The following is a 26,991-nucleotide window of genomic DNA, read 5'->3' on the forward strand; positions in this document are numbered from 1 at the left end:
TCAAGCAGTGCTTGTAGCTATTGTTGCTGCGCCGCTATTCCTCCCGGGGTGTGGTGCTGGGGTTGCTGGTGGTGTCGGCGGGTTGCGCCTCCGAGGGAGCCAACGAGTTGCGCACCGGCGTTTTGCCCGTAGTGGTTTTGCCGGTCGGCTTAGTAGTCGGAGCGGGTTTAGTGGTTGATTTGGGCGTAGTAGCCGGGGCCGACTTCGGCGTAGTTTTGGGCGGGCTTGGGGCCGGCGCGGTGGCCGGGTCGGCGGGAAGGGCGGCGAGGCGCTCCTTGGCCCCGGCCACCACCTCGGCTACCGGAAATTTGTTGTCGATGATGGAATTGAGCGTGGCCCGGGCCTGGAATACCTCGTTCTGGGCCACGTAGATGTCGGAAATCAGCAGGAAGGCCCGGCCCAGCCACAGGTCGTAGTTGGCGAAGTCGGAATTGCTCTTGTAGGCCGCATCCAGGGCTTCGGGGTACTTCTTTTGCTGGTAGAGGGCGCTGGCAATCAGGTACTGCGCCTCGGCCCCGCTCTCATCCTTGGCGGTGGCGGCGGCCGTGGTCAGCTCCCCGATGGCCTGCTCCAGGCTGCCGGCTTTGTAGCTGGCTTTGCCCAGGTACAGCAGGGCCAGGTTGGTGGCGTTGAGCGAAGCGCCGCCTTGGGCCTGCAGCTCCTGGGCCACCCGGCGGGTGCCTTCCAGGTCGCCGGCCTCGTAGTAGCTCTTCATCAGCCCGATGCTGGCGTTGGCCACCTCGCGCTTGTTCTGCGACACCTCGCGCAGACGGCTGTAGTATTTGGCGGCCTCGGCGTAGTTCTTGTTTTCAAACTCCAGGTCGGCCACCCGGCCCACGGCCCGGTTCACAAACTCGCTTTTGCCTTCTTCCACCACCGCTTTCAGGCGGGGCAGCGCGTCGGTTTTGCGGCCCGTGCGCAGGTAAGAGTCGGCCAGGAAGTAGCGGCCGTCGGCGGCCAGGGCGGTGCTGGGGTACTGCTGCAGGTAGCCTTCGAGGCGCGGAATGGCCTGGGCGTATTTCTCAGCCAGGTACAAGGACTTGGCGGCCTCAAACTCCACGCTTTCGGTGGCTTTGCTGTCGGGGTTCTGCTGCTTGAACTGTGCCAGGTACTGGTCGAATTCCTCCGTTTTGCCCTGGGCGCTCAGGCTTTCCTGCAGGCTGTAGATGGCGCTGCTGGCCGACTTGGTGCGCGGAAATTGGGTGAGCACCCGCTTGAAATCCTCGGCGGCTTTATCGTGCTGGTCCAGGTTCTGGTAGGCCACACCGCGCTTCTGCAAAGCCTGCGGAATGAGGGCCGAGTTGGGGCGGTTGTTGATAAGCTTGGTGAAGCCATCCACGGCGGGTTGGAAGGAGCCGGCCTCATAATCAAGTTGTGCCTGCTGGTACACCGCGTCATCGGCGTAGCGCGAGTTGGGCGAGGTTTTGAGCAGGGTGCTGAGGGTGGCACTGGCTTCCTCCCGCTTGCCCAGCAGCCCTAGCACCACGCTTTTCTGGTAGTAGGCGTAGTCCTTGTCGGCGGCGTTGGCCTGAATGACTTTGTTATACTGGTCGAGGGCCTGCTGGTACTGCTTGCTGATGTAGTAGGTGTCGCCCAGGCGCAAGGTCACATCGTAATAATTCGGGCTAGTTGGCTTGGCTACGGGGTCCTGTAGCCAGGCCTGGAACTGCTGCCGGGCCCGGTCGTACTGCTTGGTGTTGTAGTAGGCGTAACCCAGGCCGTAGCGGGCCTTCTGGTCGAAGTCGGTTTCGGAGGCCGTGCCGGTGCGGGCCGTGCGAGCGGCGGCGGTGTAGGCTGTAATGGCGGGCTGATACTGCTGCCCAATGCTGTAGATTTCGCCCTTCAATACCTGAGCTGCGGCGCGCAGGGCCTCGTCCTCGGGGTATTTCAGGCTCTTATCCAGCACCGGCAAAGCGTCCTGGTAGCGGTTGTCGTTGTAGAGGGTGGCCGCCTGCAGGTAGGCCACGCGCTGGTAGGTGGCGTTCAGCTTCTGGCTCCGGTCGTCGAGGTTATCGAGGTAGCCCAGGGCCTGGGCGTAGTCGGAGGAATTAAGAAAACTCTGGCTCAGAATGTCGTCGGCGGCGGCGCGGTTCTTGGAGCGGGGGTACCGCTTGCCAAAGTCGCGCAGGGAGTTGATGACTTCCTGGGTGTTGCCCAGCTCGTAGCTGACCTGGGCGTATTTCAGCGTAGCGTTTTCGGTAATCACCTTGTCGAAGGTGAGCTTGCGGGCCGCGTCAAACGAGTTCAGCGCCAAAGGCTTCTGGTTGGTTTTGAGGTAGCTCAGGCCCAGGTGGTAGGCGGCATTCTGGCCCAGCGAGTCGCGGCGGGCGGCCACGCCCTTCAGGTTGCCAATGGCGCCCTTGAAGTCGCCCTGCTTGAAGTTGGCGTACCCGATTTTGTACTGCACCTCGGGCTCAATCTTCTTGCGGCCGGCGGCGTACTTATCAAAGTACTCGGCGGCCTGCTTGAAGTCCTCCTTCTGGTAGTAGGCGTCGCCCACCAGCAGCTGAATTTCGTCGGCGCTTTGGGGCGGCGGGGTTTGCTGCAGGGCCGGGGTGGCGTAGGCAATCAGCCCGTCGTAGTCGCCTTCCTTGTAGTAAATCTGCGACATAACGGCCGGCACCACGGGCTTGTAGGCATCGTTCTGCTCGGCTACGGCCAGATCCTTGCGGGCCCCGGCGTAGTCGCCGGCGCGGTAGGCCAGGTAGCCGGCGTAGTAGGAGCTGGCAAAGCGGTACTGGTGGTTGCCGGCTTTGTTGCGGTCGAATTGCAGCTTAGCCTTATCGAACTCCTTTTGGGCGAAATAGGCGTAGCCGAGCTTGAACTCGGCCTCGGCCCGCTGGTCGTCGGTGAGGTTGTCGGGGCCCACCTTCTGCAGGTAGTCGATGGCCCGCACGTAGTCTTTCTTATCGAAGTAGAACTTGCCCAGCTCGAAATAGGCCTGGGCGGCCTTGGGGTGGGCCGGGTTCTGGGTGGCGAAGGCCAGGATGCGGTCCTCGGCGTCGGGGTGGAACAGGTAGAGGCCGGCTACGGCGTAGTAGTACTCGGCATCCTGGGTGCGGCCGGGGGCTAGCTCGCCGGTGCGGCGCTGGGTGAGGTCGAGGTAGCGTTGGAAAGCCTGCTGGGCCGCGCCGTACTTGCCACGGTCGAATAGTTCGAGGCCTTCCTGGAAGTGGCGTTCATCAGCGGTGAACACCTGCGTTTGCTGGGCCGAGGCTGCCAGCGGGGCGGCAGCGGAAAGGGAGGCGGCCAGCGCCAGGCGGGGGAATAGTTTCATCAGAAAGCGTTACGCGGAAGAGGAGCCGCGGCGGCAAGCCGCAACGGGGGTAGCCAAAAGTAGCGAAAAGTTCGGGCGGGGTTGCCCCGGAATGGGCCTTTCTGCGGGTTTTAACGCGCAACGGGGTGGGTTTGGTGTGCGGTAGCGCTGAATGCTCTCTCTACCTGGCCTTCTTATTCAGAACCCATTGGGCTTTGCCGCTCAAATTTGACAGGCACCGTAAACTGTATTGGACACGCCTGCCCCTGCCGATACGCTGGCTTCCACCGGGGCATTTGGCGCACTACGCGTAGGGCTTCGTTGTCGTAAGGATTCCCGATTCCTTTCATCAGCACCACATTGGTCACTTGCCCGTTGGCCTGAATCGTGAAGCCCATAAATACCCGTTTCCCGTTGGGTTTCGCTGTTTGCCAGTTGATGCTCCGCTGAAAAAACAGGAACATGGCTTCTGTACCACCAGGAAACTCCGGGTATCTATTCCAGCGGCCGGTTTTATCCAGGCTATCGGCTTTGTGGCTTACGTGGGCACCGAAACCAGCCCCATACTTCTGCTCCAGCAGCGGCCAGAGCGCGGAGTCATAGCACTGCCAGTAGCTGCCGGGCCCATCCTCACCGACGAAGCTCCACTGGATGTTATAGTCCATACGGAGTACGTCGTGGTAGGCATTTTCTACTGGTAGCGTTTCTATGCTGTGTAACTCGTAGCGCCTGGCGGCAAAGTCGCGGCGGGCGGCAGCTGCAGCCTGGGTGCACGTATCCGGCGCCTGCACGGCAACTGTCGGCAGGGTTTCAGTGAAGCGGATAGGTTGTTGGCACCCCTTGCTAAACAACATGGCTCCTATCGACAGAAGGTGGCAACCCATGTAGTATCCCATAGCAGAACAAGGTAGTAACGCAATCTATAACAGTATCCTTGTACCGATATTGCTGGTCTTTACATCACGTATTGTTATACCCTTCACGAGGGCACTACCGAAGCCTCACTGTACAATGTGGTTGCGCACCAAGTGCCACGTGCGCCACTGGCCGTTGCGGTTAATGCGGCGGAGTACAACACCCTGACCGGGCACCCAGTAGTAGTGCGTCGGCCAGCCACCTTCCGAAATATCCGTCGTGAGCTTTACCTGTAGCAAGCCCGCGTAGGTGGCACCGTTAAGAATTGTCGGCTGCGAATACCAGTATGGGTACATCACAGCCGTATAGGCTATCAGAAACGTGGGTTTGTCTTTATCGATACTGTAGGGAAACACTAGCTCACCGCCTGCGTCAGCGGTACTGTTGGGAAGGTAGCGGCCTCGTTCCAACACCCAGCAGGGACCTTTTGTGCTCTGGCTTTCCCGATAAGGCAAGTCGCACTCCCTATGAATTGTATAGTAATGGCTGCCGCTTATTGTTGAGCTTGTCCGGACAGTAAATGCTTCATATTTCAGCGCTACCCTATCAAATGTTCCTCCAGCGCCTATTCGCAGAATATCCTTCTGCGTCGAAACTACCCACACGCTATCCAACTGCCGGGTAACGGAGTCCCGGTAAATCCAGTAGGTACCGGGCTCGAACAGCGTGTAGGCCTTCAACCCGGCCGGCAGGAGTACCGACTCCGGCTCGGGGGCAGGTTTCTGACAGGCAGCGCCCACAGCCACTACGGCCAGGCCCAGGATGCGCTGGAAGGATAGAGTAGAAACAGGCATATGGAATAAGGCAACGGGTATAGCTACCGGCGAAATATAGGCGCTTTACCGCTGACGTTTCACACCGTTACCTTGCGGCCGGCTGGTTTACGCCCAATCCTTACATCTATGCGCCGCATCCGTTTACTACTCCCGCTGTTGCTGGCGGCCTGCTCCTCGCCTACTGCTGAGCGCACCAACTACCCGCAGAACCCGGCTATTTCGGATACCCAGGGCCAGCCGCGAGATTCCAGCACGTTCTACTTCCCGGCGGCAGCCACTTTACCTAAGCCCTCATCTCCTATCGACTCCCTGGAAGCCGATGAGCAGACCACCCAGGCCAAAGACTGCCAGTTTACGCTCCGCAATGCCTCAACCAATCTGATTTTCTTCGGGGCTCCGGTGCTGTCGAATTATTACCTGGGGCACGACACCTACCGGTTTCTGTGGCTGCGCTCCTTTGAGAAGCCCGTGCTTATTACACTTACCCGCCAGGGCAGCGGGGCCGTGCTACGCACCCAATGGCTGAGCAAATGGGCCGGGCTTCCGAAAATCCAGCTCAGCAGTATTGATTTCACTTCTCTTGATCTGCCACTGGCTAAACGGGAGCGGCTGAGAGCGGCTGATCGAGCCCACCGCGCCGACCCTGAAGTGCAGCGCAATCTGGCCGAGCGTAACCGCCCGGCCGAGCGGCTACCGCAGCTGGAAACAACCCGCACCATCACGCTGCTACAGTGGCAGCAGTTTGAGCAGTTGCTGCAGCAGGGTAATTTTCAACAGTTGGTAACATGCGGGCCGCATACTGTAATGGACGGTGCCTACTGGATTCTAGAATCCCATACGGCCAGCGGCTACCACGCGGTATTCCGCCACAGCCCGGAGGAGCAGGACAGTTTCCGCCAGGCCTGTGAGTATCTGATTGATTTGAGTTCGGCGCGGAATGAGGAACGATATTAGCCTGTTTGGTATGCTACGCGCCCTTTTGCTGGTCCTGCTGCTGGCGGCCTGCTCCTCGCCTGCTGACAATCAGTCGGCCTACCCGCAGAATCCGGCTATATCCGATGCGCAGGGCTACCCACGGGATTCCAGCACGTTGTACTTCCCCGCTGCAGATTCCTCCTATATCGACTCTATCACGGCACACACAACCAGCACTCCGCCTCATGAACTCCTACTGGCCTCCTGCAACCTGTGGCATTTCGGGGCTCCGGTGCTGTCGAACTACTACCTCGGGGCTAATCGGTACCGGTTCCTGTGGCTACGGTCTTTTAGCCGACCAGTGCTGCTTACGCTAACCCAACGGGCCACTGGCGCAATATTGCGGACGCAGTTTCTGGACAAGCCCGCCTGCAGCCCGCAGCTGTCCGCCATCCTGTTTATCCCGCCGGGTACATCCGCAACGCAGGAAAGAAAACTACAGCAGGAGTTTCAAAAGCGTCAGGCTGACCCGGCCATGCAGCAGGCAAGAGCCAGGGTCAACCGCCCTCCAATTCAGTTGGTGGCACTGGAAACAACACATCCTGTAAGCCCGGCACAGTGGGGGCGTTTTGCGCAGTTGCTGCAGAACAGTGCATTTCAGCAACTGCCCACTTATGAGGAGTCGATGACGCTGGATGGCGCATATTGGCTGCTGGAAGCCCACAAGGCCAGCGGCTACCACGCAGTATTCCGCCACAGCCCGGAAAAACAGGATAATTTCCGCCGGGCCTGCGAGTATCTGCTGGACCTGAGCTCGGCCCGAAAAGAGGATCGGTAGTAGCACCGTAAACGCAACCATTAGCCGGTCCCGCGCCTCTCTGGGGTACTTTCCACGTATTCCCGGCTGATGCGCCTGCTCTCTTCCGCGTTTTTATTCCTGCTGATTCCCTTTTCCATTTTCGCCCAGACCCGCCAGCTGCGGGGCACCGTGCAGGATGCCGCTACGCAGGCGCCGGTACCGTTTGCCTCGGTGGGCGTGGCGGGTAAGCCCTTCGGGACGGTGGCCGATAGCGCCGGCCGGTTCCGGTTTGCCCTGCCCGATTCGGTGGCCGGGCCTGTGCTGGTTTCCTGCGTGGGCTACGCTACCCAGCGGGTACCGGTGGCGGCGGTGCAGGCCGGGGGCGCTGTTCGGTTGAAGCCGCTGGGCCAGCAGCTTGGGGGCGTAACGGTGCGGCCCGGCAAGGTGCGCACCCGCACGTTCGGGCGCTCGGCCGCGTCCTCGTTCATGACGGCCCGCCTCTATACTGAGCCCGGCCTGGTGAGCGACGAGCTGGGCAAAGAGCAGGGCACCATCATTCCGCTGACTACGGATTGCCGCCTGTGCGACGTGAACCTGTTCGTGGCCTTCAACCGGTTCCGGTCCGTAACGCTGCGGCTGCTGCTGTACAGGGTGCGCCATGGCCAGCCCGCCGAGCCTCTGTCCCAGCCCGATATCCGCTTCACCGTGACCCAGCCCCGAGGCTGGGTGCGGGTTGATTTGCTGCCCTACAACCTGTATCTGCAGGGCCTGAAGGAAGTAGCCGTAACGGTGCAGTGGCTGCAGAGTGCAGCGCAGGAAGGCAGCCCCAAAGCCTTCGGCATTGCCGCCGTGCCGCTGCCGGGCCACAGCGTGTTCACCCGCGACAAAAGCCAGGCTCGCTGGCAGAAAGTCACGCCCGGCTACCTGAGTATCTACCTCACCGCCGATACCTATCAAACGGCCGGCAAACATTCCGAGCCGGAGCCCGTGGCCGCCGCAGCTGAAGATGTTCCCGAAAACTACGTGGTGGCGGATAGCCTGAAACCTTTGCTTTTTAGCGGCTCAACAGCTGCTCTGCTCCCCAACCCGCAGCACTACGGCAGCAACCCCGCCGCCGGCCACTACCTGCAGGCCCGGGGCGGCCGGCTTTACTATGAGCGGTACGGGCAAGGCCCACCGCTGCTGTTGCTGCACGGCAACGGGCAGTCCATTGCCAATTTTCAGCTCCAGATTCCCGAGCTGGCCCGGCACTTCACCGTCATTGCCCTCGATACCCGAGGCCAGGGCCGCAGCCAGGATTTCACCACCCAGGACTACAGCTACGAGCTGTTTGCCGACGACGTGCGCCAGCTGCTGGACACCCTGCACCTGCGCCAAGTGAATATTGTGGGCTGGAGCGACGGGGGCAACACAGCCTTGAGCCTCGCCCTGCACCACCCGGAGTACGTGGGCCGCCTGGCCATTATGGGAGCCAACCTCTTCCCGACTCCCGAAGCCATCGAGCCGGCCGTGCTGGCCCGGTTTCAGCGCCAGTTGCAGCAGGCTCAGGCCCAAAGCACTACCTCCACCGCAACCCGGCTGCTCCGGCTGCTGGTGCAGGAGCCGCATTTCACCCTGCCGCAAATCAGCACTATTCAGGCCCCGGTGTTGGTAATGGCCGGGCAGCGCGACGTGATTCGGGAGGCACACACGCAGATTATTGCCCGGACATTGCCGCACAGCCGGTTGCGGCTGCTGGAAGGAGCCACGCATTACGCCCCGCAGGAAGTGCCGGACGTATTTAACCGGGAAGTGCTGCAGTTTTTCCGGCAGCCCTAGGCCTCTACCCGCGCCAGCGTTACCTCGTCTTGGGTGAAATCAAACTGTTTTTTATCTACCTGGCCCTGGCAGCTGATTACCCGGGGCGGGGCCAGCTTGCCTTTGCGGCCGGCTTCCACCTGCACCTCGCCGGTGGCCTGCAGCGTAACTACCGCCTCCCCGTTGCGCCGCAGCTCCCAGGTCCCTGTCTTCACCTCCCCAGTCAAATACCCGACGACAAACACCTCTTTGGGCGACATCTGGATAATATCAACGACTTGCATATCGGGCGAGGTCTGGAACATGGTGGGCTTGGTTGCGGAAGCGTAAAGCTGCGGATTTTATGGGGGAAGCGTTTCAACTGTCATTCCGAACGAAGTGAGGAATCTGAGTTTAACACCAAAGTGGCTTGAACCAGATTCCTCACTTCGTTCGGAATGACAAATACCTATTTAGCAATCACCTCACGCTATCCTCCTCACCCACCAACGCCAGCAATTCCTGGGGCGTGAGGGATTTGAGCAGAGCAGTATCGGTGCGGATGAGGCCCTGAGCCAGTTCCCGCTTGGACTGCTGCAGGTGCTGGATTTTCTCCTCCACGGTGCTGGGGCAGATGAGGCGCACTGCCACTACGGGCTTGGTTTGGCCGATGCGGTACGCCCGGTCGATGGCCTGGTTTTCTACGGCGGGATTCCACCAAGGGTCCAGTAGGTACACGTAGTCGGCCCCAGTGAGATTGAGGCCAGTGCCGCCGGCTTTCAGGCTGATGAGAAACACCCGAACATCGTCGCGCTGCTGGAATGCCTGCACGGCGGCCCCGCGCTGCCGGGTCTGGCCCGTGAGGTACTGGTAGGGAATATCGTGGGCGTCCAGCATGGGCCGCACTAGGTTCAGCATGCCCACAAACTGCGAAAACACCAGGATTTTGTGGTCTGGGGCGTGGTTCTGGATTTCCTCCAGCAGCACCGCCAGCTTGGCCGAAGTGGAGCCATAATCCTCCAGATCGGGCAACAATGCGGGCGAGTCGCAGATTTGCCGCAGGCGCGTGAGGCCTCGCAGCACCGAGGCATGGTTGCGGGCCGATACGTCCTCTCGCTGCCCCAGCAGCAGGTTGCGAAAATCCTGACGGCAGGCCTCGTACACGCGGCGCTGCTCAGGCGGCATCTCGCAGTAGAGCACCATTTCCGTCTTTTCGGGCAATTCAGTGGCTACCTGGGACTTGGTACGGCGCAGCACAAACGGCCGGATTTTCTGCTGCAGCTCCCGGGCCTTCTGCTCATCCCCGAACTTGTCAATGCGCGTGGCATACTGGGCCCGGAACTGCCGCAGCGTGCCCAACAACCCTGGACAGGCAAACGACAGCAAAGCGAAAATATCGTAGGTGTTGTTTTCCAACGGTGTGCCCGTCAGCACTACCCGGCCCCGGCTCCGCAGCTGGCAAGCGGCCCGGTAACGCAACGAAGCCGGATTTTTGATAGCCTGGGCCTCATCCAGAAACACATACTCGAACTCCGCCGCTTTCAGCCGGCGCAGATCCGATACCAGCGTGCCGTAGGTGGTCAGCACCAGGTCGTAACTGGCGAAATCCGGCTGGTTCCGCTTGCGGCCCGCGCCGTGCCAGGTCAGCACCCGCAGGCCGGGCGCAAAGCGGGCTGCTTCGGCCTGCCAGTTGAATACCAGGGACGTAGGCACCACTACCAGGCAGGGCCCGGTGCGGCCGGTGGCGCGCAGGTGCAGCACGAAGGCCAGCACCTGCAGCGTTTTGCCCAGGCCCATATCATCGGCCAGGCAGCCGCCGAAGCCGAACGTATCCAGGAAATTCAGCCAGTTGAGGCCCTCCTGCTGGTAGTCGCGCAGGGTGGCCCGCAGACCGGCGGGCACCGGCACGGGCGCAATGCCGGTAAAATTGGCTACGGCAGCGCGGGTTTCGTTCAGCCGCTGCCGGGCTGAGGGCAGCAGCTCATTCTCGGCGTACAGTTCCTCCACCGCCGCAAACTGGCTGTGCGAGGTGCGCAGCTGGCCGTCGATAAGCTCGGCGGCGGCAAAGTAGCGGGCAAACTTCTCCAACCATTGCTGGGGCAGCACGCCGTGGCTGCCATCATCCAGCACCACGTAGCGGCGGCGGTTGCGCAGGGCTTGGCTGATTTGGGGCAGCGTGGCGTGTTGCTTGCCAAACCGTACTGCCAGCTTGGTATCAAACCAGTTGGTTTCACTGCTCACCTGCACCGATACCCGGGCGGGGTGCGGGTTAAGGCGGTTGTCCTTGAGCTGCCGAAAGCCCAATATCCGAATACCTTCCTCCCGCCAGTCGGCTAAAGCCGGTAACACCCGGTCGGCTTTCAGAAACTCGCGCCGGGCCAGGTAAAAGGAATCAGGTATTTGCTGCCCGGCCAGCTCGGGCCAGTGCCGGAGCAGCGCCGCCACCAGCCGGTCCTCGGCTAGGGCGTTGCGGGCGACGGTGAAGGCCCGGCCCCGGGCGTCGGTGGCTTGGAGCTGCTGCTTGCTTAGCACTGATACTTCCCGCTCCCCGTAGCGCATCACCGGCAGCAGCTCCACGTGGGGACCGACATCGGAAAGGTAGAGCACCGGCTCAGGCGCTTCATTGAAGCCCTCGGCCGCCAGTTGCTGGCGGGTGGCGGGGCGCAGGTAAGCGTAGTGAATCTGCAGGCGATTTTCCAGGTTGGACAGCACGTCTTCCCGGAACTCCGCAAACTGCGACTGGTGAATCAGCAGGGCGTTATTGCGCTTTTTGAAGAACTCCACCACCCGCCACACATCCAGGTCGTCGAGCAGGTACAGGTCGTCGTGCAGGGCCACGAAGTAGTCATAGTGCACGGTGAGCTGTTCCAGGGGCAGGGCTTGGTCGTGAAGCAGGAGCTGGCCGGTTATCTGGTAGAATTCGTCTTCCTGGGTTACCTGCAGGCGCAATTGCAGCCGGGCACTGTGCAGGCGCACTGGCACCAAAGCCGCGGCTGTGAGCTTGTCGCCTTGGGGGCCGCGGTGGGCAAATACTGGTAGCCGAAACGGGTTCTGCACCACCGCCCGTAACGCTTCTACGGCCGCCGGCGTGCGGTTCTCCTCGTAATTATGCTGGAAGCGGGCCAGGCCGGTGTAGAACTTCAGCTCCGCCGCATTGGTCAGCTGCCAGATACCGTCCAGGGGGTTCAGCAGCGTCAGCGGGTTCTTGGGCTTGCCCGCTGCCGTGAGGCTGGCCTCGGCTAGGTGCAGGGTGAGGTGGCTGTAGTAGCGGTGCCGGGCCAGCACCAGCAGCCGCTGCCCACCCGCTCCCGGCACTACCGGCTCCGGCTTGGTAGGTAGCAGCTGCCGTATTAGTTCCTGCTTGGAAGCCGGCGTAACGGGCAGCAAATCCGCCCGGCGCGGAGCTACGGCCACGGCTCCATTGGCAAACGTTAGATGGAAGTGAATCTCCAAATCGGGAGCCTGTTCCAAGCCGTACTCTCGGGCCGCAACGCGCAGCTTTTGTTCGCGCAGCTCCGCATCAAAGAACACCCGCAGCTCCGGTCGGTGCAGCACTGCCAGCAGCGTCAGTGCCTGATTTTCGCATAGTTCGTTGTCTGCGCCAGCTGTGCAGGCACAGGTCAAGGCCAAGCCAGTTGCAGTTTGACTCACTCCCACTTCCGGCCCGGCAATTCCTCCTACTACCACCCCAGTCGAAAACTGCCCGTTATCCACGGCCAACTCCAGCGGCGTCACGGCCCGGTACTGGCGTGTATCCGGCACAAAGCTGCGCGGGGCCAGCTGCAATAGCTGAGGCAACGTCAGGTCCGGGAGCTGCTTGGAGAGATGAACGGTATGCGGCACAGTGAACTATACAGGGGCAGGAAATTACACCAAGCAGGGCACATTCTGCAGTTGCAGCGGCCGAGTATTTCCTGTCGGGTTGCTGCTTGCCGACATTGTTTCAACTGTCATTCCGAACGAAGTGAGGAATCTGGGTTATCCGTCAGATGGTTAACCCAGATTCCTCACTTCGTTCGGAATGACAATTATTGCCACTAGCCTTATTCCAAGCTACCCTACCTCATCCGCCTTAATCCGTGCATCAAACCGAAATTCCTCCCGGCTCACAATCTGGATACGATTGAAATCGGGGTGGCGGCTGTGCAGCACGTAGTTGAACTCCTGGGGCACAATGAACGAGGGCACCCGCAGCACGGCCGAGCTGCGGCGCGTGTACCATTCGGCCCCAATGGGCTGGCACACGGCATAGCGGCTGGCCTGTTCCCAGTCCCGGGGTAGCTGGGCCAGCGGAATTTCTTCTACCAGCAAATCATCGGGCACGTCAATCACCAGCACCCGAAACTGTCCGGTGAGGCCTTCCCCGCTGCGGTGTACCACGTTTTCGAGGCAGGCCAGGGCCCGGGTGGCGGCCGTGTAAATCACAAACTGATCCTTGTAATTCCAGCGTGCCCGGTAGCCCGAGGCAAACAGGTCGTCGGCGTATTTGGCCAGGCAGATGCGGTACACCAGCATACTCGGGGCCCTAGGATAAGTCGCCGTAGGCAATGCGCGTGAGCTCCTCGGCTACCAGGTCAATACCCCCGCTGGTTTCCAGCAGCCGCAGCGGAATCTCGCCGTCAAGGCCGTGGGCCGGTTTATCCAGCCAGCGCAAAAATGCGGCGGCTTCTCCGAATACTTCCACCCCCAGGTTGTAGAGGCTGATGATTTTGAGGGTCTTCTCGCTGCTGGCGGCGCTCAGGTTTTTCTTCTCCTGGGAGTACGTGCGCAGGGTTTTGGTGGATAGCTCGTAGATGGCCTCCAGCTCCTGGGCCTGCAGCTGGTAGGCCTCGGCCACCTCAAAGGCGGTGGCGGCCGGCACGCCCTTGCGGGCCTCCATCACCAGGGCGTAGGCGTCCTGCCCGGTTCGGCCCCAGGCCGCCCATTTCTTGCGCAGGGCCGCCGGCATAACGGCCGTTATTTTCGGTTGGTGTGCAGCGGTAGCCATAGGTGTGCGTTTGATGGAGCGAACATATAGAAATTTTTCCATTTAACGCGGAAATTTTTCTTTGGGTTCTATATCCACACGCCACTCACTTATTCTGTTGCTTGGAAAAGCTGCAGAATTAAAGCTGTTGTTTCCTTATCTATCGGCAATGTCCAATCGGGCGGTAAAGCAAAAGCAGAACTTTCAAAAAACGCCTGCGACATTGGAGCGCCAGCCCCCGTGTACATGCCTCTTACCATCTCTACTAGGGCATCAAGCGTTTCGTCAGAGCATTCGTTTGACACAACTATACCACAAGCTCTGTCAGGAATTACAACTGAGTATCCAGTCGGGAATATTCTTTCGAGCTCGTAGTGTAATAATATCTTGCTGGAACTGATAGTATCTTCATCATTCAGGAAAGCAATCCACTCCGGCTGCCCGGTAACGGCATCGTTCTTACGGTACTGGTGAAAAAACGCTGACTGTCGAACATTCTCTATTGCTTGCTGCTGCCAGTTCACACCGGACTGCTCCAACTCAGTATATCCGGCTCGGTCCAAATACACCATTGCCTCACCGTATTCAACCCAGCATAAAATAAACTCGTCGTTGGGAAGTGGCAAGTGAGGCAGGTCCCAAGCACTGTCTTTAATATACTCACGCGGAACAATCAGCGGATGTATTGATTCTGGGTTTATCACTTGGAGTACAAGGTAAATGCGTTACAAAACCGGAGCTAAACAGAAGTTGCACGCTACTGCCCCACCACCGCGTGTAGCGGCACTGGGTGGATGATGAGCCAGATCAGCTCCCGCAGGATTTCGCCGTCGGTCATGGAGCCGCTGTCGATGCCTTTGCTCTGGGCGTCGGCGCGGCGGATGAGGTGCACGATGTCGCGGGTGCGGTGGAAGTCGAATACTTTCAGGCCGGTCTGGTAGTCTTTGCGCTGAATGGGAAAGCGCAGGCCCATTTTAAGCCAGTCGGCCTCCGTGGGGTTGGGCAGCTGGTGCAGCACCAGCAGGCGGGAGAAGTAGTTGAACAGCAGCGTCAGGTTCGGGATGAGCGGGTTGTTCTTGGGGTTAGCCTCGAAGTAGAGCAGAATGCGGTTGGCCTTGAGCACGTCGCGGCGCACCAAGGCACTCTGGAGCTCGAAGATGTTATACTCTTTACTGATGCCCACCATGCGCTGCACCAGGTCCTCGTCGATGCTGTGGCCGGGCAGCAGGTTAATCAGCATTTTGTCCACCTCGTTGGTGAGGCGGCCCAGCTCCGTACCAATATACTCGGCCAGCATGGCGGTGGCCTGGGGCGTAATCTGCTGGTTTTTGCTGCGCACGTACTGCTGAATCCAGGGTGCCACCTGGTTGTCGTAGAGCTTCTTGCTGGTCATGAGCACCGTACCGGCGGGCGCGGGCTCCTTTTTGTCGCCGGCCAGCAGCTTGCCCAGCTTCTTGCGCGCATCCAGAGTCTTGTGCTTGTAGCAGAACACCAGCACCGTGCTTTGCAGCGGATTTTTCAGGTAGGCCTCCAGAAACGGCCACGACTTCTCGTTTTCCAGATCGGCCACAGCTTGCGCCTCTTTCACAATCACCACCGAGCGTTCCGCCATCATGGGGAAGCGCTTGGCCTGCCCCAGAATACCGACCACATCGGTGTCCTTGCCATACATCACTACCTGGTTGAAGCCTTTCTCGTGCTCAGGCAGCACGTGCTTTTCCAGCAAATCGGCAATCAGGTCAATATAGTATGGCTCCTCCCCCTGCAGAAAGTACACGGGCGCAAACTGCCGCTGCTGGAGCTGCTTCAGGATTTCGTCGGGCGTGAGGGTCAAGAGGTGAAGTTGTGAAATTGTGAAATTGTGAAGAGCCCACGGCGCTATTCCGCCGCAGCTTCCACTGGGACTGCAAATGTACCACAGGCCTTTTTACCTTTGCACCTCTTACTTGCGTGAGTTGGCCGTGTCTGTCGTGTCTTTTCCTACAACCACCGCCCGGCTCACAACTTCACAACTTCACAACTTCACCCTTGAACCTACTAGACGAACTGCGCTGGCGGGGCATGTTTCACGACATGATGCCCGGTACCGAGGAGCACCTGCTGAAGAACGCGCCCATCACCGGCTACATCGGCTTCGACCCCACCGCGCCTTCCCTGCACATCGGCAACCTGGCCACTATTATGCTGCTGGTGCATTTGCAGCGGGCCGGCCACCGGCCCCTGGCCCTGGTGGGTGGTGCCACTGGCATGATTGGTGACCCCTCGGGCAAATCCGCGGAGCGCAACCTGCTCGATGAGGAAGCCCTGCGCCGCAACCAGGCCGGCATTCAGGCCCAGCTGGAGAAGTTCTTGGTGTTCGACGACTCACCCACCGGGGCCCGGGTAGTGAACAACTACGACTGGTTCAAGGAGTTTGGCTTCCTGCAGTTTCTGCGCGAGGTAGGCAAGCACCTCACCGTGAACTACATGATGGCTAAGGATTCGGTGAAGCGCCGCATCAGTGGCAATGAGGAAACCGGGGCTGAGGGCATCAGCTACACCGAGTTCAGCTACCAGCTGCTGCAGGGCTACGACTTCTACCACCTCTACAAAGAGCTGGGCACCACCCTGCAGATGGGCGCCTCCGACCAGTGGGGCAACATCACCACCGGCACCGAGCTGATCCGGCGCATGTCGGGCGGCGAGGGCAAGGCCTACGCCCTCACCGGCCAGCTCATCACCAAAGCCGACGGCACCAAGTATGGCAAGAGCGAAACCGGCACCGTGTGGCTGGATGGCTCCATGACCTCGCCCTACCAGTTCTACCAGTTCTTCCTGAACGCCGCCGACGCCGACGTGCCCCGCCTCATCCGCGTGTTCACGCTGCTGAGCCAGCCCGAAATTGAAGCTCTGGAAGCCGAGCACGCCGCTGCCCCCCACCTGCGGGTGCTGCAGAAAGCCTTGGCCAAAGACGTCACCATCCGCGTGCACGGTGAAGCAGCCTTCGAAGCCGCACTGGCGGCCTCCCAGGTGCTGTTCGGCGGCGGCGAGTTGAGCACCCTCGACGAGGCCACCCTGCTCGACGTGTTTGCCGGCGTACCTCACGTAGAGGTTTCCCGAGCCGAATTGGAAGGTCAGGATGCCCTTACGCTGCTGAGCACGGCGGCCGGCAGCGTCATTTTCTCCAGCAAAGGCGAAGCCCGTAAAATGGTGCAAAACAACGGCGTGAAGCTCAACCGCCAGAAAGTAACCCTCGACCAGTCGGCCACGGCCGTAGCGCCGTTGCTGGATAAGTACCTGGTAGCCCAGAAGGGTAAGAGCTACTTCCTCATCAAGCTAGTGTAAGCTGCCAGAATCGTGCGTAGAGTATCATGCGCTGACACAGGTCACGGCGGTTTTCCGCACGATACGGCAGTACGTCCGGTCCGGCGGGCGCAGCCCGTCGGGCCGGTTGAAGCCCGCTGACACCCGGACGACGGCATAACAACATCAGCACGCGGCAACCGGTCCGACAGGCTGCGCCCGCCGGACCGGCACACCAGCTCCATAACGAAAGAGGCCCTGCTGATAGTCAGCAGGGCCTCTTAGGTGTAAGCAGGTTCGCTACGCCGGGCGTAGCGCCCAATTACTTCTTTTTAGCGGGAGCAGCTTTCTTAGCAGCGGGAGCGGCAGCCTTTTTGGCAGGAGCAGCTTTAGCAGCGGGAGCGGCTTCGCCGCCGTCGTTTTTCTTGTTCTGAACCTCGGTACGGATGGTCTGGGCCATGTTCTTCAGTTCCTGCATGCCTTTACGCACGCGGGTACCAGCGGCCGAGTTGCCTTTGTCGTAGAATTTCTCGAAGTCAGCTTCCAGCGACATAACGAGGTCTTTCAGTTGGGCGAAATTGCTCATGGTTGGGAGGGGTTGTATGGTGTGGAAAAAGTATTTAACCGGCTCTAATATACAGGGATTTCAAATACAAGCAAGTTGCCCTATTTTTTTTCTAATGCCCTTTTCCAGCACCCACGGGCCGATTTTCCTACATTGCCCCTACTAAATGCTCCCCATCAGCCACGCTTTACTATCGGAATAATCCTAAATACAAAAGTCAGCCCTCTTTCGAAAGCTGACTTTTGTATTTAGCGAAGCCTGAATTAGCGTTGCAGGCCCTCGGGAACTTCTGCTTTGGAATAAAGCCCTTTGGCCAGCTTCTCCTGCACGGCCTCGAAGGCCTTGATGGTGATGGCCACATCATCGAGCGTATGCACGGCCGTGGGGATGATGCGGAGCATGATGACGCCCTTGGGCACCACCGGATACACCACGATAGAGCAGAAAATGCCGTGATTCTCACGCAGATCGAAGGTTACCTGCGTGGCATCCGGAATCTGGCCCTCCAGCAGCACCGGCGTAACCGGCGAGGTCGTGGTGCCAATGTTGAAGCCTTTTTCGCGCAGGCCGCTTTGCAGGGCGCGTACCACGGTCCAGAGGTTTTCCTTGAGCTCGGGGCAGGTGCGCAGCAGCTCCAAACGCTTCAAAGCGCCCACCACAAGCGGCATGGGCAGACTTTTGGCGAAAATCTGGCTGCGCATGTTGTAGCGCAAATATTCAATTACGTTCTCAGGGCCGGCTACGAAGGCACCAATGCTGGCCATGCTCTTCGCAAACGTCGAAAAATAAAGGTCGATACCGTCCTGTACGCCCTGTTCTTCGCCCGTACCGGCACCCGTAGTACCCATCGTGCCGAAGCCGTGGGCGTCATCCACGAACAAACGGAACTGATATTTTTCCTTCAGCGCCACCACGCCGCGCAGGTCACCCTGGTTGCCCGACATGCCGAATACGCCCTCGGTAATCACCAGAATGCCGCCGCCGGTTTCGTCAATGATGCGCTGGGCGCGCTCCAGCTGCTTCTCCAGGCTGGCCATGTCGTTGTGCACGTACACAAAGCGCTTTCCGGCGTGCAGGCGCACCCCGTCGATGATGCAGGCGTGCGACTCGGCGTCGTACACAATTACATCGTGACGACCCACCATAGCGTCGATAATCGACACCACACCCTGGTAACCGAAGTTCAGCAGCATGCAGTCGGGCTTCATCACAAACTCGGCCAGCTCATTTTCCAGCTGCTCGTGCAGGTTGGAGTTGCCGCTCATCATGCGCGCGCCCATAGGCAGGGCCATACCGTACTCGGCAGCAGCGTCGGCGTCGGCCTTGCGCACCTCGGGGTGGTTGGCCAGGCCCAGGTAGTTGTTCAGGCTCCAGGTGAGGACCTCTTTGCCGCGGAAAATCATGCGGGGCTTAATCTCGCCTTCCAGCTTAGGGAAGGTGAAATAGCCGTGCGCGTAGTGTGAATGGCTACCCAGCGGGCCGCGGTTGGCGGCAATCTTCTCAAATAGATCCACGAGGGAACGGGTTGAATGTGAAACGAAAACAAGCAGTTACGCTTGGGGGCGTAACGCTCGGGGAATGTACAAAGTTATGGCAATCCGCAAAGGTAGCCGTAAGCGGGCAGGCATCCAACCTTATAGGAATTGGCCTGGCGCGTTTTCTGGTGCGGCTAGAATGGCGTTTCTTTGGGTATTGGAACTGTTCGTTGCATATAATTGGAGCGTCATGCTGAGCTTGCCGAAGCATCTCTACCGCTTCGCCTGCATCATTCAACAAAGCGGTAGAGATGCTTCGGCAAGCTCAGCATGACCGTTCTTTCCAATTTACAGTAAAGCCCACCTCTCCCACCCGCCTACCCTCTCCTACATGAAGAAAATCACCAAGCTGCTCGTGGCCAACCGCGGCGAAATTGCCCTGCGCGTGCTGCGCTCCGCCAAGGAAATGGGCCTGCAAACCGTGGCCATCTACTCTGAAGCCGACCGCAACGCCCTACATGTGCGCTACGCCGACGAGGCCGTGTGCGTAGGCCCGCCCGCCAGCAAAGACAGCTACCTGCGCGGCGACAAAATTCTGGAAGTATGCCGCCAGCTGGGCGTGGATGCCATTCACCCCGGCTACGGCTTCCTGAGCGAAAACGCCGAGTTTGCCCGCATGGTGAAGGAAGCGGGGCTGATTTTCGTGGGGCCTTCACCCGAAGCCATGGACGTGATGGGCGACAAGCTCTCGGCCAAGCAGGCGGTGAAAGCCTACGATATTCCGCTGGTGCCGGGCCTGGACGAGGCTATTTCCGATGTGCAGGAGGCCAAGCGCGTAGCCGAGCAGGTAGGCTTTCCGGTGCTGATTAAGGCTTCGGCCGGGGGCGGTGGCAAGGGCATGCGCCTGGTGTACCAGCCCGAGGAGTTTGAGGAGCAGATGCAGCTGGCCGTGAATGAGGCCGTGTCGGCCTTCGGCGACGGGGCCGTGTTTATTGAGAAGTTCGTGACCGGCCCGCGCCACATCGAAATTCAGGTGCTGGGCGACGAGCACGGCAACATCGTGCACCTGTTTGAGCGGGAATGCTCCATTCAGCGCCGCCACCAGAAGGTAATTGAGGAAGCGCCTTCCTCGGTGCTCACGCCCGAGCTACGCGCCGAAATGGGCCGCTGCGCCGTGGACGTGGCCCGGGCCTGCAACTACACCGGAGCCGGCACCGTCGAGTTTCTGCTGGACGACCAGCGCAACTTCTACTTCCTGGAGATGAACACCCGCCTGCAGGTAGAGCACCCCGTAACGGAGCAGATTACCGGCCTCGACCTGGTGAAGGAGCAGATTAAAGTAGCCCAGGGCCAGCCCCTCACCTTCCGGCAGGAAGACCTCACCATCACCGGCCACGCCCTGGAGCTGCGCGTGTACGCCGAAGACCCGCAGAACAACTTCCTGCCCGACATCGGGACGCTGACCACCTACGTGCGCCCCCAGGGCCCCGGCGTGCGGGTGGATGACGGCTTCGAGCAGGGCATGGACATTCCGATTTACTACGACCCGATGATTGCCAAGCTCGTCACCTTCGGGGCTACCCGCGAGGAGGCCATTGCCCGGATGCTGCGTGCCATCGACGAGTACCAGATTACCGGCATCGAAACCACGCTGGGCTTCGGCCGCTACGTGCTGCAGCACCCGGCCTTCGTGAGCGGCAACTTTGACACCAACTTCATCAAGGACCACTTCACGTCCGAGTCGCTGAAGCCCGCTGCCCCGGATGAAGCCATCGCCAAGCTGGCCGCCGTGCTCACCGCCATGCTCCTGACGGAGAAAAAGCCCGCCACCGCCGCCACAGCTGATGCGCCGGCCGCTACCGGCTCGGCCTGGAAGCGGAACCGGTTGGGGGTGCGGTAGAGAAAGTAGTTTATACACATAAAGCCAAACGCCCGGCCATCTGGCCGGGCGTTTGGCTTTATGTGTATTTGGATGATTTACCTGATTGGGAAGCGGAAATAAAAACTATTCTATTGGGCTCATAATTACCCTGCTTTTGGCTTTGTAATTTCTGCTGAATCTGTGGGCTTGTAGCGTACCATCAGGTACCACAGCATAATTGCCGGCACTACATTTACGCCAAAAAACCACTCTTCCTGATTAGCTACGGCAAAGCTAAACTTGACCTCATAGAGAGCATCTAGAGTCAGGCCGATATTACTTGAGGCATCAAGGCCGAAGACGGCTAATACTCCATTACTGAGCACATACTTCAGCCCTCCATATCGGATGACTGGTAACTGCAGGATGGCCATAACACCCATCAATGTAGGGTCTTGCAGCTTCTGATATGTGATGAACGAGAGAATGGAGAGCACGAAGGCCAATGCCGCATATATGCCACCGCTAATTTGTAGGACTGATTGATCTAACTCAGATAGATGAGATGCCAGTATAAATAGACCAGCAATGCCACCTATCAGATTGTAATAGCTTAGCAGTTTTAGAACTCTGTTTTGCGGAATAAAACTGTCGACAGGCATTAAGCAGTAGTTTGTTAAACATGTAAGAAAAAATCACCTCAGCAGCCAATTGGCTTGCATAACTCTTCACGCCAGCAGTCGCGCCTGATTGGCCACGTTAATTAACGCTGGGGCATTTTTGAGGGTAGCCAGCACGACTTCCTTGGCGGCTTGCTGCAGCTCGTCGCGGTGAATGTCACGCACTTCTTCGCGCACCAGCTCGGTGAGGGCGTGGAGGGCATGCTGCACGGCTTCGCGCCGGGGCCGCTCAGTGCGCAGCTCCTGGCGCACCTCGGCAAAGTGGGCCTGAATTTTCAGCCGCCGCAGGTGAAAAACCGAGTCGCTGCAGACCTGGGGCTGGATAGTGTCGAGTAGCTTCAGCAGGGGCAGCAGTTGCGTCGCAGTGGCTCCTACCAGGCGTTGGCGGCGGCCGGGGCGGGCAGCGGGCTGGCAAGCGGCATCGGTGGATGGCTTAGGACCAAAGACAGACATCAGAAATAACCGGGTAATGGGGCGGATAACACGCGTGATTTTCATAACAAGATACTGGTTCAGCTAACAATTACCGAATCCTACACCCGCTCCCAGGCCAACTGGCCCGAAGGCGTAGCCGGCTCCGTAGCTCCGGCAGATTTCGGGGCCAGCCAGCGGCGCAGGGCCCAGTGCGTGGGTAGGTAAATCACCAGCAGCAGCGTGAGCATCCAGCCTACCAGGTAGAGCGGGGCGGGCAGCCAGGTTTGGGGGTGGGCATCATCGAAGCCAAACACGTAGTTGATGTTCACCGGAATCTTGGGGTCGGGCAGTACAGTACCGGCAGGCGGCAGCCAGAAGTAGGCCACCAGGCACAGCGCCCAGGCCAGCAGCGTCCAGGCGGGCAGGGCGCGCCGGTCGTAGCCCAGGCGCTTCACCAGGAACAGGATGAGGAAGGGCAGCCAGCCGTGGAAGAATGAAAGCCCGCGCAGAAATAAGGAGCGGTTTTCATCAAACATGTAGGACGTCATGCCCAGCAAATGGTGGCCGCACAACTCCCCCACAAAATCGGCGCACCACAGCACCTGGGGCAGCAGGATGCCCACGGCGGCCATGGAGGCCGGCAGGCGGCGCTCCGTCCACACGCTCACCAGGCACAGCAGCAGCGACACGTCGCAGAAGTACAGAAAGTTAGTGGGGCCGTAATTCACCCAGTACACCGGCACCATCACCAGCAGGAAGGCGGTAAACACCAGTTTCAACCAAAGCGGTAAATGAGCAGGGACACGTTTCATAAGCGGAGCAAAGTGAAGTGCGAAACAACAGTCGGCCCCCAGCTACTTGGCTCATGGCGTTGCGCTGAGAGGATGCCCGAAGTAGCACGACAAATCCGGCTTCGCCAGCACAACTCTACCACCTATCTGATTTCTTATTCAATTCAAAACCTTCGCTCAAGTATAATTTAAGCGTATTTATCAGCCTATATTTAGACTTTATAAATACCGGATCAGAGGCGAATATATACCTATAAAAGCATGAAAAGCTCCACCAGTCCGGCGGAGCTTTCGTGCTTTTATCTGCTGAGCGGACCTACAACAGTTCGGTAATTTCCCGGACGCCCAGAGGCCGTTCCCGGGTAAACCCTTCCCCGAACTCTACCCCTATCAAGTGGCCAAACTCCCGGGCACGAGCTTCCATGAAGTTGCTGAACACCGGCGTGGACAGGTAAGTACCCGGCTCGGTGCTTTCGGGGTCGTGGAACTGGGTTCGGTACGCCTGGATACTCTCCCACTTCTTGGGCCAGTGAGCCGAAATATCCACCACGAAATCGGCCGGAATCTGGCGGTCCTGAATATAGTGGAATACCAACCGGGGCCGCCAGGGTTGCTGAGGTTGTCCGTCGGCGCCGAAGGTTTCAATCATCCGCAGCCCACTCAAAAAGCAGGATTCCGAAGCCAGCTGCGCGCCCCGGCCGTGGTCGGGGTGCCGGTCGTGAATGGCGTTGCAGAGAATGATATCGGGCTGGTAGCGGCGGATGGCGGCAATAACGGGTAGCTGATGCTCCCGGTCGTTGCGGAAGAAGCCATCGGGCAACCCCAGATTTTCGCGGGCACTCAGACCCAGAATGCGGCTGGCGGCTTCCGCTTCCTGGGCCCGGGTAGCCGGAGTACCGCGCGTCCCCAGCTCACCCCGGGTAAAATCGACAATACCTATTTTCTTACCAGCCGCTGCAGCGGCCAGCAAGGTACCGGCAGCCGACATTTCCACATCATCAGGGTGTGCCCCGAGGGCCAGAATATCAAGTTTCATTGAACGAAGTATTAAAAGCGAAATGGTTAAATAGTTAGCTGTTCCGATACCTCGGTGAACAACCAGCTACCTAACCATTCAGCTAGTACGCTATTTATTTAATCCGTAACGTCCGGCCCACACGCAATACGGCAGTACCGCCGTTTAGGCGTCGAATTTGGGCCTGCGACACACCATATTTGTCGGCAATTTCCGACAGGGTATCCCCGCTCCGGATTTTGTGCGACACAATACGCCGCGCCTGGGTAGGCTTACCGGCACTGCTGCTCCGGCTACTGCTGCCACTCCCCGCGCCCGGTACGCTGCCGCCCCGGTACCGCAACGATTTGCTGTAGTACGCAAACAGGCCCGAGGTAATCTGGAAGTTGTCCTTGATGAGGCGATAATCGGGGAAGTCGTACATCCGCTCCGGGTCGATGGGATTGCCCTCGTACCGGACTTCAAAGTGCAGGTGCGAGCCGCTGCTGCGCCCCGTGCTGCCGCCCCGTCCAATCAGCTCCCCGGCCTTCACAAACGTGCCGGGCGTTACCAAAGCCTTCTGCAAGTGGCCATACAGCGTTTCGATACCGTTGTAGTGACGCACCATGATATAATTGCCATAGCCCGAGCCATCCCACTTCACAATACGCACTACCCCGTCGAAAGCCGCTTTTACCGAGTCGCCGGTTTCCAGGTCCAGGTCCACGCCGTAGTGCCAGCGGTAGCCTCGAAAGCCGAAGTCCGAGGTCATCGGCGTTTTGGTTAGGGGCATTTTGGCGTAGCGCTGCTTCTCGGGCTCCGTCAGCTTCAGGTTCAGCGTATCCTTGATGCGGCGGCCATCTACCCGGTACGGGTTGATGTTGTGCGTATCCCAAATGGCGTAATACCCGGCCACTTTAATCCAGGAGGAGTCGATTTTTACCTGCTCTGATACCTCTACAATCTCCTGCCCACCCTCGTTCAGCGTGCTGGTATCCTCGCTCACAATGGAGAGCTTTTTAGCAGGGTTGAAGAAGATAGATTTAGCCGCATCGGAGTTTTCTTCGGGCAGCTCCTCCGTCTCAATTAGGATGGTGGTATCGGGCCGCACGTAGCGGATGGTGGGCGACTTGATGCGGAAAAAATCCTTCCGCTTGCCAGCCGAACCGGCTTTCGCCTTCGGGCCCGGTGTTTTGCGCCGCTGCGCCTGCAGCTGGCCGGGCAAGCCAATAAACAGCCCGATCAGTAGCAGCGGCAGCAGCCAGTGTTTCACAAAATGCAGCAAGGGCAAAAGTTTAATAAGTGAGTAAGCAAATGAGTGAATGCGTGAAATGAAAGAAGTAGCTGGCTGAACGCTTCACCATTTTGGATAGTGTGTCAACCCGCTACATCATTCATTCACGCATTCACTCATTCACATTAATGGTCCCCTAGCGCGGCCAGGTACCGCTCGGCGTCGAGGGCGGCCATGCAGCCGGAGCCAGCGGCCGTTACGGCCTGCCGGTAGGTAAAGTCCTGCACGTCGCCGCAGGCGAATACCCCATCCACGTTGGTTTTAGCGGTACCAGGAATAGTTTTCAGATACCCCTGTTCGTCGTGGTGCAGATAAGGCTGGAAGATTTTGGAGTTAGGCTCGTGCCCGATAGCCACGAAGAAACCTTCGATGGGCAGCTTCCGGGTTTCGTGGGTCAGTACGTTCTTCACGCGGGCCGCTTCCACAGCGTGCTCGCCCAGAATTTCGTCCGTTACCGTGTTCCAGAGTACCTCAATCTTGGGGTTATCCAGCACCCGCTTCTGCATGATTTTCGAAGCGCGCATCTCGCCTTTCCGCACAATCATGTACACCTTGTTGCACAGATTAGCCAAGTACGTAGCTTCCTCGGCTGCCGTGTCGCCGGCGCCTACAATCACCACGTCTTTGCCCCGGTAGAAGAACCCGTCGCACACGGCGCAGGCCGATACCCCCGAGCCGTTCAGGCGCTGCTCTGAGGGCAGACCCAACCACTTAGCCGAAGCCCCGGTGGCAATAATCACCGTGTCAGCCGTCAGTTCTAGGTGCTCATCGATGGTCACGCGGTGCGGGTGGCCTGAGAAGTCCACCGATGTGGCAATGCCGTAACGGATATCAGTACCGAAACGAGCGGCCTGCTTTTTCAGGTCCTCCATCATTTCCGGGCCCATAATACCGTCGGGGTAACCGGGGAAGTTTTCTACGTCGTTGGTAATAGTCAACTGGCCGCCGGGCTGCAGGCCCTGGTACATTACCGGCTTGAGGTTCGCACGAGCGGCATAAATGGCAGCCGTATAGCCAGCCGGACCGGAACCAATAATCAGACACTTGATGTGCTCTGGAGTGGGAGTCGCCATGAGAAAGTTCGAAGCGCTGGGTACTACCCGCGCCGTGTAGAGTTAAGTTGGGGTGCAAAGGTAACAGCGTCGCCGTAGTCTGTGGTCAGTGGTCGGACGAGTTGCCCGCAGGGCCTCATCCGACCACTATCGTTGCTGACTTCTAGATTCCAATATGGGGGCTGAGCAGTTGGTCATGGAGAGTGGTCGAACGAGGCCCTGCGGGCAACTCGTCCGACCACCCCGGTCCTGTCTCAACAAAAAACCCCAACCAATGGTCAGGGTTTTCTGCGACGGGGTAGAAAAAATTACCCCAGATATGGTTTCAGTGCTTTGCTGCGCGAGGTGTGGCGCAACCGACGAATAGCCTTTTCCTTGATCTGACGAACCCGTTCCCTGGTCAGGTTAAACTTCTCCCCGATTTCTTCCAGCGTGAGCGAGTGTTCCCCGTTCAGGCCAAAATACAGCGTGATTACGTCGGCTTCGCGCTTAGTGAGCGTGCTCAGGGCGCGCTGCACCTCCTTGCGGAGCGAGTCGTTCATCAGGCCGGTGTCGGGCGATTCTTCGTCCTCGTTTTCAAGCACGTCGAGCAGGCGGTTTTCCTCACCCTGCACGAAGGGAGCATCCACGGATACGTGACGGCCCGAAATCTTGAGCGTGTCCACCACTTCCGAAGTGGTCAGTTCCAGAACTTCGGCAATTTCTTCGGGCGAGGGCTCCCGCTCGAATTTTTGCTCCAGTTCGGAGAAGGATTTACTGATTTTATTCAGAGAACCTACCCGGTTCAAAGGCAAACGCACGATACGAGACTGCTCAGCCAAGGCCTGCAGAATCGACTGACGAATCCACCAAACAGCGTAGGAAATGAATTTAAAGCCCCGGGTTTCGTCGAAGCGCTTGGCGGCTTTGATCAGACCAAGGTTGCCCTCGTTGATCAGGTCACCCAGGCTCAGACCCTGGTTCTGGTATTGCTTGGCCACCGACACCACGAAGCGAAGGTTGGCTTTGGTGAGTTTTTCCAGCGCTTGCTGGTCACCTTCTTTGATGCGTTGCGCCAGCGTCACCTCCTCGTCGGGGGTGAGCAGATCCACTTTGCCAATCTCCTGGAGGTATTTATCCAGCGACTGACTTTCGCGGTTGGTGATCTGCTTGCTGATTTTTAGCTGTCTCATTGCGGGCG

General features: G+C 59.1%; 22 protein-coding genes and 1 pseudogene. 5 read left to right on the forward strand and 18 right to left on the reverse strand.

Going from position 1 to position 26,991, the window contains the following annotated elements; all coding sequences use genetic code 11:
- Positions 1 to 34 precede the first annotated feature (34 nt).
- From ABIB60_RS00855 to ABIB60_RS00865, 3 genes are all read right to left on the reverse strand, one after another.
- Positions 35 to 3,277, reverse strand: a complete 3,243-nt coding sequence (locus tag ABIB60_RS00855) for a tetratricopeptide repeat protein (protein WP_354577049.1) — start codon at positions 3,275 to 3,277, stop codon at positions 35 to 37.
- Between the two features lie 173 nt (positions 3,278 to 3,450).
- Positions 3,451 to 4,140 carry an energy transducer TonB gene (locus tag ABIB60_RS00860; RefSeq protein ID WP_354577050.1) on the reverse strand — a complete coding sequence of 230 codons (690 nt, stop codon included), beginning with the start codon at positions 4,138 to 4,140 and terminating at the stop codon, positions 3,451 to 3,453.
- Between the two features lie 117 nt (positions 4,141 to 4,257).
- Positions 4,258 to 4,965, reverse strand: coding sequence for a hypothetical protein (locus tag ABIB60_RS00865; protein ID WP_354577051.1), 708 nt, complete (start codon positions 4,963 to 4,965; stop codon positions 4,258 to 4,260).
- A 108-nt stretch (positions 4,966 to 5,073) separates the two neighbouring features.
- Between ABIB60_RS00865 and ABIB60_RS00870 the strand changes: the two genes are divergently transcribed.
- The 3 genes from ABIB60_RS00870 (at position 5,074) to ABIB60_RS00880 (ending at position 8,479) form a co-directional block, all read left to right on the forward strand.
- Positions 5,074 to 5,901, forward strand: a complete 828-nt coding sequence (locus tag ABIB60_RS00870) for a hypothetical protein (RefSeq protein WP_354577053.1) — start codon at positions 5,074 to 5,076, stop codon at positions 5,899 to 5,901.
- A gap of 10 nt (positions 5,902 to 5,911) precedes the next feature.
- Positions 5,912 to 6,700 (forward strand): hypothetical protein, encoded by a 789-nt coding sequence (locus ABIB60_RS00875; protein ID WP_354577054.1) that lies wholly within the window; start codon positions 5,912 to 5,914, stop codon positions 6,698 to 6,700.
- Between the two features lie 69 nt (positions 6,701 to 6,769).
- A complete protein-coding gene (locus ABIB60_RS00880; protein ID WP_354577056.1) occupies positions 6,770 to 8,479 on the forward strand; it encodes an alpha/beta fold hydrolase in 1,710 nt (569 codons plus the stop codon).
- Here ABIB60_RS00880 and ABIB60_RS00885 read toward each other — a convergent pair.
- From ABIB60_RS00885 to holA, 6 genes are all read right to left on the reverse strand, one after another.
- A complete protein-coding gene (locus ABIB60_RS00885) occupies positions 8,476 to 8,763 on the reverse strand; it encodes a hypothetical protein (RefSeq protein ID WP_354577058.1) in 288 nt (95 codons plus the stop codon). The genes ABIB60_RS00880 and ABIB60_RS00885 overlap by 4 nt on opposite strands.
- 154 nt (positions 8,764 to 8,917) lie before the next feature.
- Positions 8,918 to 12,280 (reverse strand): DEAD/DEAH box helicase, encoded by a 3,363-nt coding sequence (locus ABIB60_RS00890; RefSeq protein WP_354577060.1) that lies wholly within the window; start codon positions 12,278 to 12,280, stop codon positions 8,918 to 8,920.
- Positions 12,281 to 12,490: 210 nt separating this feature from the next.
- A complete protein-coding gene (locus ABIB60_RS00895) occupies positions 12,491 to 12,952 on the reverse strand; it encodes an RES family NAD+ phosphorylase (protein WP_354577061.1) in 462 nt (153 codons plus the stop codon).
- 10 nt (positions 12,953 to 12,962) lie between these two features.
- Entirely contained in the window at positions 12,963 to 13,424 is a 462-nt protein-coding gene (locus ABIB60_RS00900; protein WP_354577063.1) for an Xre family toxin-antitoxin system antitoxin, read from the reverse strand.
- Between the two features lie 89 nt (positions 13,425 to 13,513).
- Positions 13,514 to 14,107, reverse strand: coding sequence for a hypothetical protein (locus tag ABIB60_RS00905; RefSeq protein ID WP_354577064.1), 594 nt, complete (start codon positions 14,105 to 14,107; stop codon positions 13,514 to 13,516).
- A 53-nt stretch (positions 14,108 to 14,160) separates the two neighbouring features.
- The gene (gene holA / locus ABIB60_RS00910) at positions 14,161 to 15,237 is read right to left on the reverse strand and encodes a DNA polymerase III subunit delta (protein ID WP_354577066.1); all 1,077 of its coding nucleotides are present in this window, start codon (positions 15,235 to 15,237) and stop codon (positions 14,161 to 14,163) included.
- 194 nt (positions 15,238 to 15,431) lie between these two features.
- Here holA and tyrS point away from each other — a divergent pair, with 194 nt between their 5' ends.
- The gene (gene tyrS, locus ABIB60_RS00915; RefSeq protein ID WP_354577067.1) at positions 15,432 to 16,727 is read left to right on the forward strand and encodes a tyrosine--tRNA ligase; all 1,296 of its coding nucleotides are present in this window, start codon (positions 15,432 to 15,434) and stop codon (positions 16,725 to 16,727) included.
- A 370-nt stretch (positions 16,728 to 17,097) separates the two neighbouring features.
- On the opposite strand, the pseudogene ABIB60_RS00920 reads toward tyrS, so the two are convergent.
- Together ABIB60_RS00920 and ABIB60_RS00925 are read right to left on the reverse strand one after the other, a co-directional pair.
- A pseudogene (locus tag ABIB60_RS00920) lies at positions 17,098 to 17,271 on the reverse strand (BF3379 family histone-like protein); the annotation flags it as partial.
- A gap of 242 nt (positions 17,272 to 17,513) precedes the next feature.
- Positions 17,514 to 18,764, reverse strand: a complete 1,251-nt coding sequence (locus ABIB60_RS00925; RefSeq protein ID WP_354577068.1) for an aminotransferase class I/II-fold pyridoxal phosphate-dependent enzyme — start codon at positions 18,762 to 18,764, stop codon at positions 17,514 to 17,516.
- Positions 18,765 to 19,116: 352 nt separating this feature from the next.
- Here ABIB60_RS00925 and accC point away from each other — a divergent pair, with 352 nt between their 5' ends.
- Entirely contained in the window at positions 19,117 to 20,625 is a 1,509-nt protein-coding gene (accC, locus tag ABIB60_RS00930) for an acetyl-CoA carboxylase biotin carboxylase subunit (RefSeq protein ID WP_354577070.1), read from the forward strand.
- A gap of 125 nt (positions 20,626 to 20,750) precedes the next feature.
- Here accC and ABIB60_RS00935 read toward each other — a convergent pair whose 3' ends face one another.
- From ABIB60_RS00935 to ABIB60_RS00965, 7 genes are all read right to left on the reverse strand, one after another.
- Positions 20,751 to 21,248 (reverse strand): hypothetical protein, encoded by a 498-nt coding sequence (locus tag ABIB60_RS00935; protein ID WP_354577071.1) that lies wholly within the window; start codon positions 21,246 to 21,248, stop codon positions 20,751 to 20,753.
- Positions 21,249 to 21,314: 66 nt separating this feature from the next.
- Positions 21,315 to 21,764, reverse strand: coding sequence for a hypothetical protein (locus tag ABIB60_RS00940; RefSeq protein ID WP_354577072.1), 450 nt, complete (start codon positions 21,762 to 21,764; stop codon positions 21,315 to 21,317).
- Positions 21,765 to 21,799: 35 nt separating this feature from the next.
- Entirely contained in the window at positions 21,800 to 22,492 is a 693-nt protein-coding gene (locus ABIB60_RS00945) for a membrane-associated protein (protein WP_354577073.1), read from the reverse strand.
- A gap of 295 nt (positions 22,493 to 22,787) precedes the next feature.
- Positions 22,788 to 23,507: a bacillithiol biosynthesis deacetylase BshB1 gene (bshB1, locus tag ABIB60_RS00950; RefSeq protein ID WP_354577075.1), complete on the reverse strand. Its 720-nt coding sequence runs from the start codon at positions 23,505 to 23,507 to the stop codon at positions 22,788 to 22,790.
- A gap of 94 nt (positions 23,508 to 23,601) precedes the next feature.
- A complete protein-coding gene (locus ABIB60_RS00955; RefSeq protein ID WP_354577077.1) occupies positions 23,602 to 24,738 on the reverse strand; it encodes a peptidoglycan DD-metalloendopeptidase family protein in 1,137 nt (378 codons plus the stop codon).
- A 146-nt stretch (positions 24,739 to 24,884) separates the two neighbouring features.
- Positions 24,885 to 25,832 carry a thioredoxin-disulfide reductase gene (gene trxB, locus ABIB60_RS00960; protein WP_354577078.1) on the reverse strand — a complete coding sequence of 316 codons (948 nt, stop codon included), beginning with the start codon at positions 25,830 to 25,832 and terminating at the stop codon, positions 24,885 to 24,887.
- 287 nt (positions 25,833 to 26,119) lie between these two features.
- Entirely contained in the window at positions 26,120 to 26,983 is an 864-nt protein-coding gene (locus ABIB60_RS00965) for a sigma-70 family RNA polymerase sigma factor (protein ID WP_022823752.1), read from the reverse strand.
- Positions 26,984 to 26,991: the final 8 nt, after the last annotated feature.

This window comes from Hymenobacter sp. UYP22 (assembly GCF_040547285.1).
Lineage (GTDB): Bacteria > Bacteroidota > Bacteroidia > Cytophagales > Hymenobacteraceae > Hymenobacter.